This window comes from Dyadobacter sp. OTU695, from assembly GCF_038440355.1.
Taxonomy (GTDB): domain Bacteria; phylum Bacteroidota; class Bacteroidia; order Cytophagales; family Spirosomataceae; genus Dyadobacter.
The window spans coordinates 1-12,886 of the sequence record NZ_JASATN010000042.1 but is presented as its reverse complement, the minus strand read 5'-3'; the positions used below and the strand labels follow the sequence as shown (position 1 = coordinate 12,886).

8 protein-coding genes are annotated in these 12,886 nt (G+C 43.2%); 5 read left to right on the top strand and 3 right to left on the bottom strand.

Annotated elements, in window-relative coordinates; all coding sequences use genetic code 11:
* The 5 genes from AAHB90_RS32065 to AAHB90_RS32045 all read left to right on the top strand — a co-directional run.
* Positions 1-355 (top strand): XRE family transcriptional regulator (locus tag AAHB90_RS32065; protein ID WP_342089419.1); only part of this gene is annotated, 355 nt, incomplete at its 5' end.
* An 8-nt stretch (positions 356-363) separates the two neighbouring features.
* Positions 364-822, top strand: a complete 459-nt coding sequence (locus tag AAHB90_RS32060) for a hypothetical protein (RefSeq protein ID WP_342089418.1) — start codon at positions 364-366, stop codon at positions 820-822.
* 614 nt (positions 823-1,436) lie between these two features.
* Positions 1,437-3,503 carry a tetratricopeptide repeat protein gene (locus tag AAHB90_RS32055; protein ID WP_342089417.1) on the top strand — a complete coding sequence of 689 codons (2,067 nt, stop codon included), beginning with the start codon at positions 1,437-1,439 and terminating at the stop codon, positions 3,501-3,503.
* Positions 3,504-3,633: 130 nt separating this feature from the next.
* Positions 3,634-4,377: a potassium channel family protein gene (locus tag AAHB90_RS32050; protein WP_342089416.1), complete on the top strand. Its 744-nt coding sequence runs from the start codon at positions 3,634-3,636 to the stop codon at positions 4,375-4,377.
* A gap of 292 nt (positions 4,378-4,669) precedes the next feature.
* Positions 4,670-8,554 (top strand): SIR2 family protein, encoded by a 3,885-nt coding sequence (locus tag AAHB90_RS32045; RefSeq protein WP_342089415.1) that lies wholly within the window; start codon positions 4,670-4,672, stop codon positions 8,552-8,554.
* Positions 8,555-9,911: 1,357 nt separating this feature from the next.
* Here the strand turns inward: AAHB90_RS32045 and AAHB90_RS32040 are convergent.
* From AAHB90_RS32040 to istA, 3 genes are all read right to left on the bottom strand, one after another.
* Positions 9,912-10,118 carry a hypothetical protein gene (locus AAHB90_RS32040; protein ID WP_342089414.1) on the bottom strand — a complete coding sequence of 69 codons (207 nt, stop codon included), beginning with the start codon at positions 10,116-10,118 and terminating at the stop codon, positions 9,912-9,914.
* Positions 10,119-10,431: 313 nt separating this feature from the next.
* The gene (gene istB, locus AAHB90_RS32035; protein WP_106599845.1) at positions 10,432-11,163 is read right to left on the bottom strand and encodes an IS21-like element helper ATPase IstB; all 732 of its coding nucleotides are present in this window, start codon (positions 11,161-11,163) and stop codon (positions 10,432-10,434) included.
* Positions 11,164-11,187: 24 nt separating this feature from the next.
* Positions 11,188-12,759 (bottom strand): IS21 family transposase, encoded by a 1,572-nt coding sequence (gene istA, locus AAHB90_RS32030; RefSeq protein ID WP_342089413.1) that lies wholly within the window; start codon positions 12,757-12,759, stop codon positions 11,188-11,190.
* Between the last annotated feature and the right edge of the window lie 127 nt (positions 12,760-12,886).

The following is a 12,886-nucleotide window of genomic DNA, read 5'->3' as shown; positions in this document are numbered from 1 at the left end:
TATTAAGCAGGAGGGATTGGCGTTTCAGCTTGGCGATGACTGGTCACAAAAGCGCGTTTCGTTACTTGAACAGAAGGAAGTCGTTGAACAAGAAATCTTAGACCAGGTTGCCCAAATACTCAGGGTTCCGGCAGACGCAATCAAAAACTTCAGCGAAGAAGCGGCAATAAACATTATTGCCAGTACCTTGAATGATAATGCAGGGTCGATAAACAACAACTGCACCATCAACTTTAATCCTATTGAAAAGTGGGTCGAGGCTTTGGATGAAAACAAAAAGCTTTATGAACGTTTACTTGCTTCCGAACAAGAAAAAGTCGAGCTACTCAGGCGATTGCTTGGCGATTCAAAATGATTTCAGTCTTGCGTTTTTTTACTGATGAATCCAAAGCAAAATGTGAAATCGAAATGCTTCGGCTTATAATTTGTGTCTTCTATTGCCATTCACTTTCACCTGGCACCGGCATTTGTCAAGACGTATTATGCAAAGGTAAATATGATTCCCAGGTCAAGGAAATAGTGTACTCAGCGCCAGAAGTTAATACATCTTTTCCTGGCGGCATTTCCCAGTTCTACATCTATATCAATAAAGAGCTTGATATCACAGCAGAAGAGTTTGAAAAGCTTGGCTTAATAACGATTGCTTTTACAATTACATCCACTGGTAAAGCTGTTGTTCGCCACATTAAAGCCAATGGCTCGGTTAGTTCTCAATTCGCTCGAAAGGTCCGTAATGCTTTTGGGAAAATGCCTCGCTGGATACCCGCCAAATGTAGTGGGCAAAACGTGGCAAGTAGCTACACGCTGCCAATTCGCGATTAGCTAGATAGCGCACTTCTTGTTTGCACCCTATGGCCATCGTTACTCAAAACAATTTCAGCAGACTTTAAATTTTTTCTTACAACCCCTCCATAATTGTGAGAGGGGCTTGTAAGAAAAAATTTATTGACTCCTATGGGGATGAATCTTAGAGTTCGAGGTGAAGATCTGGCCCTTCATTTTGGTCTCAGTCTAACCAATCTATCACAAGAAGGTCGCTTATGAGGTAAAAGAATCCTAATTGAGCAAAAAGCAGCAGGAAAAGCATCAAAAAGAGCCCTTTTGCTCCAATCGGGCTTAAAGACTTAATTAGGACTATATTTCCCTTTACTTCCCGAATTCAGATCTTTGGTGACCATTTAAGGCTGAAACATGTTTGTCGGGCACGGAATCCAGCTGGTTCAGACATGGTGAAGATCAGGCGCAACCACCTGTCTTTCCGTGGTAGGCCAGATGTACAAATGTATCACGCGGCCCCGCCGCTGTGCTACATTTGGATCTGGCTCTGCGAGGCTGTCTCACTCGGAACTCGTTCGGCTTCGATCAATCGTATATTGTATATGAGAGCGAAAACTTCTATTTTGACGCAAATTATCACCCTCTGACCGTACTTAACAATGACATCGAATGAGCTTCTCAGGACGCTTAGAGATCTTAACACAAAAGGCAATTACATACAAGTAACGCGGCTTTATGATACCGAAGGCCTTCCACAAAATGGGAGTGCAAGTGTACTTGTGGAATTTGCGAAAGCACTAAACGAAGCCGGTAGATTCTTCGAATGCGATGAAGTGGCCCAAAAGGCACTATCAAAAAATCCCAAACACCCTGCTGCTCGATCCTTTTGCCGATTGTTCGAGCAGGACGAGCGTCGATTTAAAAACAAAAAGCTCACTCAAACTAGTTCAAGGTATCTTACATCACATTATAGACACGGCATACAAAACTTTAATAACGGCGAATTCGATCTTGCTATTCGTTCACTCAGAATCGCTATCGACATTGCACCTGACTATGATGCAGCCTATGAACCATTGGGGCATGCCTATCTGAAGGTACATCAGTACGAAGAAGCTATTTCCACTCTTCGTAATGGGCTCTTCTATAGTAAATCCAAGAACTTATTTATACTATTAAGTGAAGCATATCAAGGTATCAATAATCTTGATGAGGCTATTTCAATATTACTTGAAGCAATACGAATTCATCAGAGAACTGAGGATTTAATGTTAAACTTAGCTATCGTATATCAACGAGGGAAAAAGATAGAACTCGCAATAAGATACTTTGAGCTTGTTATCGCATCCAACTCCGAAAACGCTACTGCCTTCCTCCATTTGGGTAAATGTTATCAAATAAAGAAGGATCAGACAAAAGCAATTTCCTTTTTCCAAAAAGCTGTTGACGTATTTTATAGGGATTTCATACGCGACGGATCGAAAATAGTCGAGTCTAATCTGGCCACTGGCTACTCCTATCTTGGAAATTCTCTTCGAGCGGTCGAAGATCTACATGGCGCGATATCAGCCTTTACTAAGGCAATTGAATACGATAGGGAAAATTACGGACACCATTACAACCGTGCCGTAGTATACAGCAAATTAGCAATGGATGATGAGCAATCGGAAATAAGCGATCATCTACGATTAGCCTACTCCGACTTTTCAAAAGCCTGGGCAGTCAATTTTGATCCTAACTCATATTTTGGCGTGCTTGTAGAAATATATCACGATGAATACGAGAAATACCTACAAAATAGCCTTCTATTCGACATCGCCAAGATGGTACACAAGGTACGAACCTTGCTAGCAACCGAGGGACTAACCATTTCTCACTTTACGAGCTTGTCGGTAGCTAAAAGTCTAATTGTGGAAGAAAGTCCGCTTAGACTATCGGAAGGTACGTTTCTAAATGACACTTCGGAAGGTACAGAACTCTCTCGATTCCTTAATATACCGGTTGAAACCGATGGATTGTTCGAACGCGTCATCGACAAAAAATTTATCCCTAAATGGTTCATAGGGAGCTTTGTTCAAGAAAGCGGCACTAATGACTTGACTCTTTGGAGGATGTATGGTAAAGAAGGAATGGAAGAAGCTCAGGGATGCTCGATTACTATCGACTCCGACAAGTTATTAGAATCTTTTAACGATTTGGCATATGATGAAGGAGCTGATTATTCAAAAAGAACATTTTCCTCATACTGGTCCAATTTCGATCAAGACTTTGTGTTTTATAGGGTATCCTACTATTCTGCAAGTAGCTCTTCGTTTATAGTACCGGGACTGACGGAAGATCAAAACAGCGAATTAACCGCCAAATTAAACACACTAAAATCCCTCGTTACAGACTATTCGCAAAAGTTCAGAAAGGACCCGCAAAAACTGTATCATTTGGATTCTCTTCTCGCGCAAATTAAATACTTAATTAAGACTGATGATTATAAACATGAACAAGAGATACGAATAATAATAAGAGGCGGGTTATTCAAGAAGGAAATAGATCTAAATTTCTCACCACCTAAAGTGTACATAAAAACATTTCCATTAACTAAATGCATTACAAAAATCACTTTTGGGCCAAAAGTTCAAAAACCAGAGGAGTGGGCTTCCGCTTTTCACTATCAACTTGAAACTCATGGTCTTAATCCAGAGATCTACATTTCGCGTCTTCCGTTTAAGTGAATTTCCGTAATCACTGCGGAAGGACGGTTGATCGATGCCAAGATGGGGCTTTGTCGCAATCATCTTTTACATTCGATTTTTCTTCGGTAATTTGTTTTTACATGAATTTTGTTTAAAGTTACTTTACAAAATGCTCAAAGATAAAATAAAAATTCTATTACTGGGAAATGACAGGCCCAAGAAGGATATTAAGCCGGCCATTCAAAATCAAATAAGAAACTTAGCAAGACTTTGGAGAAATGAAACATACAACGATTTTGGTATTGAAAGGTTGTATAGGTTATTTTTGACGATTTTTCAGTTTATTTCCATAGGATTATATGTGAAACACATTTCCGGACGGTTCGGCCTCCTGGGGAGAAAAATCGGCGTTGATATTTTGGTAATTGCCAAAATATTAATACCTATCTTCTTATTGTCTACGAGTGGCTTCATTCGTGCGTGGGCTCCTTATCTTGTTGGATACTTACTAATTGACACGGTTATTTATCTAAACTACCTTATTTTTTGTTCAGATTTAAATGCAAGACCGATAACATATAGGCGCTCAATAATTAATATATTTTGCAATTACATTGAAGTTGCACTAGATTTCTCTGTTATATATGCAAATTGCAATTATTATGACCACTGTTTCTTCAACAGGCCGTTGCACCACAATTTTGAGGCCGTGTATTATAGCTTTGTAACAACAGCTACTGTCGGATACGGAGACATCTTCCCACAGACCGTACTTGCACAATTCCTAGCAGTGACTCAAATAGTCTTATTTTTCGTATTTGTGGGTTTTCTTTTTAATTTCTACGCATCGAAGGCGGAGGTCGATTCATATTTTGCTAAAGAAAGAGGAAGCGAATCTCAACAGATAGATTAGCTATCTCGCTTTCTTTCCTGAATGCAAGCCATCGGTTCGTATGTTATTTATTGGAGATCTATAATCCTTGCATCCGAACCTAGCGAATTCGGCAGTACGAGACATAAAGCTAAAATTCGTAAAGCATGTTTGCGAATAGCCTATTATAGCTATACAGAACAGATATACAGCTTTTTTTGACTGGCAGCATATTAATTATACAGAAGCGCGGAATCTTACACAGCATTATTATCATCAACAAGATTTACCTTAACCGGCGATCTAACACTATTGGCATCTAATATTAATATCAATGAGCACTGACGAACCATCAAATCATCTTCCAGTTCTGCGTGAACGTTTAAGAAGTAGGACTATGTCAGTCTTGGTAGGTGCCGGCTTCAGCAAGAACGTAAGTGACGATTACTTCCTTTCCTGGAATGAATTACTTAGAAAATTAGTACCTATATTCCAGACTGACAACATTTTAGCCCGGTTTCGGGGATTAAAAATGGACTATTCGATAACCGCGGGCGACAGTCAATTCTCGGAGTTTTTCACAGCCGAGGTCGATAATTATATTACGAGCACTGGATACTTGAAGGTGGTCTCTGAATTTATTCGACATAAGGGTGTTCGAGAGTCAATCGATTCCTTTATTGAAGAAAATACTCCTATTGCAGTCACAAAGGATGACCGTGAGTATCTCCAATATGTTTGTGGAAGAAATAGGGAATTAATAGAGCTAGCGCCCGATTCGCTTTCCCTTCACAGGAAACTAGTTAATTTTCCTTGGAATAATATCTATACAACGAACTACGATAATCTCCTGGAATTTTGTGTGGACAAGAAATCGAGTAAAAAAATTGCCGAGAAAATAGAGGAGTTAGATGTTGAGATATCCAGGTTGTTAGCCAGATATGAAGAATTGAAGATTAAACTCGATAACTTAAATGATGAAGTATCTATAGAAGAGGATGAAGTTCTAGAACCATCGCTGTTAAACAGTTCAATCGCATTGAAGATTGAGGACCAGGATCCAAATGAAAAACGTAAGGAACGCGATGACTTACAAAGAGAATTGAAACGGATAATCACAGATATCGAGGATTTGTCGAGTACTCGTTCACAATATCGGCGCTCTCTCGAGGATTGTTATGCTTTGGTGTCGGATTCGTCACAGCTATCTTTAAAAAAACATCGCAATATTGTTAAGCTGCACGGGTCTATTGAATCAGATAGAGAGTACTTTTCATTTGACCGTGATATACATAAGCGGTATGTCATTTCGAACGAAGATTATGAAAGTTACCCAGGAAAGCATGAAGCATTTACTCAGTTGATGCGAATTTCGCTACTGCAAGACTATTTTATGCTGATAGGTTTTTCTGGCGATGACCCAAATTTCCTCGCTTGGGTTTCCTGGGTACGAGACGTCATTCAAAGGGGCCCCAATGCCGACAAAGTGGGTAAAATATTTCTGATAGATGTTGCGGGGGACGGGGATACACCCCACTATAAACAACAATTCTATCACAATCATCAAATCGTACACATTCCACTTTCTAGCCCACAAATGCTTGAGTTGCTGTCAACGCATTGTGGCAAAAAATTATTGCCCAAAAGTTATCGTAACATTCTTGCCGCCTTTTTAGGTTATCTCGGTGAAAACGCTCCATATAACCCTTCCCAACTCGCCGCCGAGAAACTCTTCCGAGACGAGTACGATAAGTCATTCAGGAGTCTACCCTTCTATTTTGACAAAAACACCAAAATTGATCTTTCTTCTCTCGACAAAAATAAGGCGATTGTTGCGACGAACAGGAGATATAATAGGGTTACATCGATACAATCGGCCTCTACGTATACAAAACACCTATACCTGCAAAGCTTCGACGAAATTCTTGCACTGCATCCAGATCGACTTGATGACTTGCTGGACACAGCCATAGCATGTCTTAAAGATATACATATCCCCTTCAGATCTTTGGTTAGCGAACAACCGATGCTTGCCTCGAAAATTGAAGAGCGCCTGAACGACTATGAGACCTCCAGCCAGGACCTCCAATGGTTGCAAGTGTTTAATGCATTGTGGGCGGAGGACTTTGGTACATTAAAACACTTGGTCGATCGATCGGACAATCTCTCATCGGATGTTAAACAGCAAATGTTGATTTTGGGGAACCTGTTTGAATTTAAGTTTACAGAAGCGGGGGCCTGTCTAGAGGGCTGGGATGCCAAGGACTATGCGGCCATCGTTAAAGCAGGGCTGCAGATTAATCTCGATATTGAACCTGCAAAGAAACAGTTACAGGATGCAGATGTTAGCCTTGTTCAAGAGAATTTGTTAGGAATCGAACTTCAAATTTTCTTGGCAGGCTTTGGCCGTGAGCAACGCTTACGAGAAATGTACAACCAAATGGAGTTCGATGGCCTTAGACCTATCTCGGCAATGATCAAGACACTATTGCATGATATACATCCCGGCAAGGCACGTATTGAAACCAGAGGGAATAATAAATTTATTTCCGGCGATGGTCTGCACCTGACCAGTGTTTCCAAAGAGCGTTCATCACTGCAAATTTTTGGATTACTAATCGAGTCTGGCTATCCTCTGTCCACCGGACGGTCAAACTTCTATGGATTTCAGGAAATGTTCCCGGCCGTTGTCGCAAGCTTGGCTTTTTACCCCGTTCCTGTCCTTTTCTTTGCAATTCAATATGAGGATATTCCTTATTTGAAACGACTAGGACAAGAGTATGCCTACGAGCAAAAGGTAGATTTCTATCATAAACGCATTTTGCAGAGTTTAATAAGGGCATATTCGTCAGAAGACACACCAGCCAGGATTAAGGTTAACTCCCTTTTCTTTCTTGGTGAGTTTATTGTTGCCGTAGACAATAGACTTTGGGATGAGCTATTGACTGTTGTGTGGAAAAAAGCCGTAGCATTAGTAGCGCCTTTGAACGACACACGGACTCCAGAGATGCATTTTATTGCAAAATCTTTGCCAGTCGATCAAAACCTAGAAACAGGCAAGCTCATATTGGCAGATTGTCTTTCTCTTACAGGGAAAGAAGCCATTTCAGCAATTGTCAGTTGCACCTACTATCTTCAGCTCAATCCATATTACAAGGAATCTGCGCACTCCATCAGGGAAAGTATCAATAATGACCTCATAGCTAATCTTATCACTCTTGCAGAATCTAACTTCAATTATCTGATCGTACTTGGCAACATTTCTATTTTCCTGAACAAAAAGGACAAGGTTCAGCTTGTATCATTGCTGGAAAGCATGGACTTCACTTCTATCGAGCCAGTGCTCATCGAAGTGATTTTATCTCTGCTGGACAAATCAGATGTTCAACTAAGGGGAAGGCTGATGGACTCGTTAACTAACAATCCTGCAATGTTCAGAACTGGATTGTCAGATACCCGCCCAGGGGTTTACGGCCCAGCCCCGTTTATCAAGTTGAGGGTGCTAAGAGGCCAAAATGCATGGAGCGGTCTAACTGGCAATCAGGTTAGCGAAATATATCTAAAATTAAAGGAGGAACTTGGCCGAATAAATCGTTTTATGGCTACGCATTCCATCGGTGGGCTCGTGGATTTTCGATCAAACTTGATGGAGATGTTATGGTTTTTGGAGGATGAGGCCACCGTGCTCGAAGGCGAGCCGGACTTAGGAGATATTCAGTCACTCGTCAATGAATTGCTTCTAAAAAGTATGGATGGTGTCAGCGACATAGATGCATTGTTGTCAAACGATCTGGTAAATATCAACTGGGTCATTCTACGACTTTCTCGGGAAATTATGGATTATCACCGAGTGGTGGAAAACGAGTATAAAATTCGCCAGGTGATGACCCGCATTTCGATGAAAAGTCCTATCGGACTTGAATCTTGCGTCTTCCATTTAGTCAATTGGTTCTATGACCAAAAAGCCTCTGATGAAATGAAGATGTATCTACCTCAGGGACTGGAACTCCTGAAACGCTACGAATCGCAAGATTATCCGGAGGGATGCGAAGTACCGCTAATCGAAGAAAAGCTGATACAGCTCGCCCATGTCTTTCGCTTTTGGGGCGATAGTTCGGAAGTGATAGTTGATTTTTGTGAGAGGTTAGGTTCAAGTCGATTTAGCAATGTCAAATTTAAGCTGTCACGACGTTTGAAAACCGACGGCCTTTTAGATTAGTCCAACCAATTTGTATGCATTGATATCCGTGCTTAACTAATTAGCCCTTTACATCTTGCAACGTAACAGTGGCTGTAAGCGCAGGGCGATCGTGTTGGAGACCGTACGCAACCTGGATGAAGGACGAGGTGATCAGGACTTTCAAAAAAGGCATCTCAGTTGCGTACTTTTATACTATGAGCCGGAAGGCGAATAGCAGGGGTCCAGGGGTTTTCCCATGGCCAGCCCGCCGGGGAGTCGCATTTTTGCGACGTACCGGCGATAGCTGGCTGTGGAGGAAACCACCGCTCATGGTCGAAACTGGTCGTTCCCGTTCTAAAAAATTCGAATCTGTTTGAAAGTGTTTGAATTCGTTCGAAAGCGTTTGAAGTTGTCGTGTCTTTTGGCGGCCATTTAAAATTTTATATACAGCGTATCGTTGATTTGGCCTAAAGGCGTATTTTGACATGAAGATCGGCATTAAATTAGTAGGGTTTATCTTGAGCAGTTGAGCAGGCCCTAACTAAATCTTTGCCAAATGGGGAAATTGTAACGATGCCAGTTGGTCCGTGATTCACTTCGTCCGTGGTTTCACGATTGTAAGGGAGCCGCTTTTCCAATACAACTAAGCCTTTTCGTGCTAAGTTATTGACTTCATGCTGTTCGAATATCGAAGCACGCAAGCTCCGAGATCAGGCAATGGTGAACGACAGGGCCAAACAAGCATGGCATGGCTGCCGCAGTCAACACAATACAGAAAAAAGCGCAGGCTTGCCAAGTGGAACGACGAACGAACGAGCATGGAATGGGTTTACAGCTCTTAGTATGCCTTACCACAGCGAATGAGCCATCAGCATGGATATTCCGGAGCCCTGTTTCGCCGGAATTCCAGTAATAGATATCGAAATTTTGCGAAAGAATCTATGTTTCGCAAATGACTGAATCACTTATCGAAAACCCAATTTTTGGAAAATTCTTCGCCAGTACGTCGAACGTGCGGAGCGGGTTATTTCCCCGATGTTAGCGCACACCGACTGCTGCTCACTAGTAAAATACTCATTACGCTGACCATGTAGGCACGACCGCAACTCATGAAAGTAGGCGATCGCGCTCCGGAAACGCCTTTTCTACCTCTCTAAGAAATTTGTTCTTAACGAGGCAGATCTTGCAAACTTGATTTTTCCAAGAGATACCAATGTGAAAGAGTGGGTTATATTGTCGCACGGATTAATGCGTCTGTGCCGGTGAAGGTAGTAACGAACTGTCTACTCCTGTCTTTCTTCCCTTGGTCATTCCTACCGCTTTCTGCTTTGGATGATTATGGTTAAGGCTTTATAGACGCCCATCCGCTATTCAGCTATTGCTCGTGGTTGATCTCTTACACCGCGAACGGGTAAAGGAGCCATGAAATATAAAACATTTTGGCGGTCGTGATCGCCAGATTCGCGGACAACTGGAAGTGTTTAAATTCCCCTTTATCCAGGAAACATAGCGGTCCGAACATCAGGCACAGGAGGAATGGTGTGGTGGCTGTCACAAGGCAGCCGTTGGACGGGTACTTGAACTTATCAATGTACTTACTCACGTTGCGCTCCTTGGGTTAGACGGTTGGAGCCTTGCTCCGATATCTCAATTGTAACGCATTTGATACTGGTGGTCAAATGTTTAAATTTGCAGAAACCGCCTTTATAATATGAATGAAAGTTTACAAGCAGCAAAAAATATCCACCAAATAATAATCTTCGTCTGCGCAGCGATTATAGTTTTCGCACTTTCCCTAAGTAGATATTCCTGCGAAAGTACGCCAGCGTTCCTGAGCAATGGTCGCCAAAAATTCCTGGGCAAAGTACGCCACCTGAAAGTGGCTTGAGATCACTGAGCGAGAGTGATGATTAAACTTAGTGATTTTTTCTTTTTCTCAGCGATTTTCCAGTTAAAGCAATTCGGTGAGCGGATGCGGAGAGCCGGTCCATAATGGCGTCAGCCAGCGTAGGTTCGTCAATGAAGTTGTACCAACTGTCGACGGGTAGCTGTGAAGTGATAATGGTCGAGCCGTTCCCATAGCGGTCTTCAAGTATGTCCAGCAATGCGATTCTGGCGTCATTGGTCAGTTGCTTTAAGCCGAAGTCATCCAGGATCAGCAGCTTGTTAGCCGACACAGCCCTGATCCATTTCAGGTATGTGCCGTCGAGCCGGGCCTGTGCCAAGGCGTCCAGGAACTTGTTCATGCCAAAGTATTGGGTGCGTATTCCCAACAGACAAGCGCTCCGGCCTAAGGCGCAGGCTAAAAAGCTTTTACCACAGCCGGTAGCACCTGTTATCAAGATATTCTCCCCCTTTTCGATGAACATTCCGTCGGACAACCTAAGCACTTGTTCCCTTGTAATTCCTCTTTCGGGGGTGCACAGGATATCCTCCGGCAGGGCGTGATACCGGAGTTTGCTGGCTTTAAGATACTTGGAGGTCTTTGCATGCTGCCGATATTCGACTTCGGCCTGGGTGATCATCGCAACCAGGGAATGGACATCGACCAGTTCGTGCACGGGAAGTGAGAGAACGGACTCATAGCGTCTGGCCATTCCAGACAGTTTAAGTGACCTTAAAAGGTCCAGGGTGTTTTCAGTATTCATTTTGAACAGGTTATGGTAAAACAATTATTCTTGGTAAGCGGATGCGCCCCGCACATTAGGGTGATCGGGAATGCGGTATTCTTTGCTGTCGATGTCTTCAAGCCGGTCCATGTTATGGTCCAGGATGTTTTTCACAGCGGTGTAACTGAACTTGTAACCTGTCAAGGCACGCTTACAGGCATTTTCCACCCGGATGGCCCCATAGGACTTGATCAATCTGAGAAGGCCCAGGCAAGACGTATATGATTGATCGATGATCAGTTTGCTGTCCATGACTTTTTTGAAGAGCTCATAGGTGCACGGGCCGTTTTCACTGGCTTTTCTCAGATAGTATTCCGGGTCCCAGCCTTGTTGTTTGGACACCACCCGATGGGCTTGCGGCATGTGCTCTTTCAGGGTGGTGTATCCATGACTCCGGTAATTCCTTCTGTGCAGGGCAATCCGCTGGTTATCATGATAGATCTCCACGGTGTCTTCGCAATAGGCAATCCTGACCTCCTTGCCGATATAGCGGAACGGGACGCTGTAAAAGTGCCAGTCTTCACCGATGACCACATGATAGTTCTTTTGGACTTTGGCTTTGGTGTAGTGCCGCACCCGGTAGGGTGATTCCGGCAAGGGTTGAAGATGCGGGGCTTCCTGGTCTGTGAACAGTTCCAGGCGACTGAATGCCTTTTTCTGGAAGTTCATCTGGTGATGCAGTGCCAGCTTCTCTTTAATGGCGGCATTTAGCGCAGCCAGACTATGGAAGGTGTCATTGCGCAATTGGGCGTAAACGCGCCGGTAAGTGATTTTTACGAAGTTTTCAACCGCTGCTTTGTCTTTGGGTTTGTGCGGCCGGGCGGCATACAAGGCGATATGGTTATGATTGGCCCACTGTTCGAGCATATCGGTAAACGCAGGCTCATAACGCGAACTTCGCGATACCCACTGTTTCATGTTGTCGGATTTAACCCCGAGCGGGACGCCTCCAAAGTAAGCTAACGCATTGTTGAGCGCTTTTACGACTTGTGCCAGTTTCATATTTGGCAACGCTTCCACATAACCGTAGCCGCTAAAAGGAAGCACCGCAACAAAGACAGGGCATGCGATCAGCTCACCGCTTGAAGGATCGACATAGTAGAGCAGGTCGCCAGCAAAATCCACTTGCATCATCTTGGCTGGATGATGCTCAAAATGCATGGTTGCCTGGGCAATTTTGAGCTGATCCTGTAAAAGCTTACAGAACCTGGAGTATTGCAGGCCGTCGGGGTTCTCCTTGATATATTCTTCCCAGAGGACCAACCGTGTAACACCTGTACGATGCTTTAACTCATAGGTAAAGTAGTCGATCTGACTGTAAAAATGAGCTTTTCTGGGATCAGCATCCTCTGGAGGGCTTACCTTTTCGAGGGTGACCAGGCGCTCCAAGTCTTGGTCTTTCACCAGTAGAAGCTCCTGCAAGCTCAGGCCGGTGCGTAGCAGCTTCTGCTGATACAACCCGATCGTCTTCCTGGATATTTTTACTTGCTTTTCAATGCTGCGAATAGATACGCCTCGTTCAAGGAAAATAAGTATCTGACGTAATTTATGCATGCTCAGAGGTCTATTTGCCATTCCATATAGGGTTAGGTGACTCCTAAACATATGGTAATGGACGGTTAAACCCTCTGCTCAGTGGCGTACTTTCAGCAGGAATAAGTGGCGTACTTTGGAGAGGAATCTTCCTTTTCTAAGCATCCAG

What these genes read in the sequence shown, in the direction of transcription:
- istB (WP_106599845.1), bottom strand. Translation starts at nt 11,163, where the DNA reads ATGAATACTGAAAACACCCTGGACCTTTTAAGGTCACTTAAACTGTCT.
- AAHB90_RS32055 (WP_342089417.1), top strand. Translation starts at nt 1,437, where the DNA reads ATGACATCGAATGAGCTTCTCAGGACGCTTAGAGATCTTAACACAAAA.
- istA (WP_342089413.1), bottom strand. Translation starts at nt 12,759, where the DNA reads ATGGCAAATAGACCTCTGAGCATGCATAAATTACGTCAGATACTTATT.
- AAHB90_RS32050 (WP_342089416.1), top strand. Translation starts at nt 3,634, where the DNA reads ATGCTCAAAGATAAAATAAAAATTCTATTACTGGGAAATGACAGGCCC.
- AAHB90_RS32045 (WP_342089415.1), top strand. Translation starts at nt 4,670, where the DNA reads ATGAGCACTGACGAACCATCAAATCATCTTCCAGTTCTGCGTGAACGT.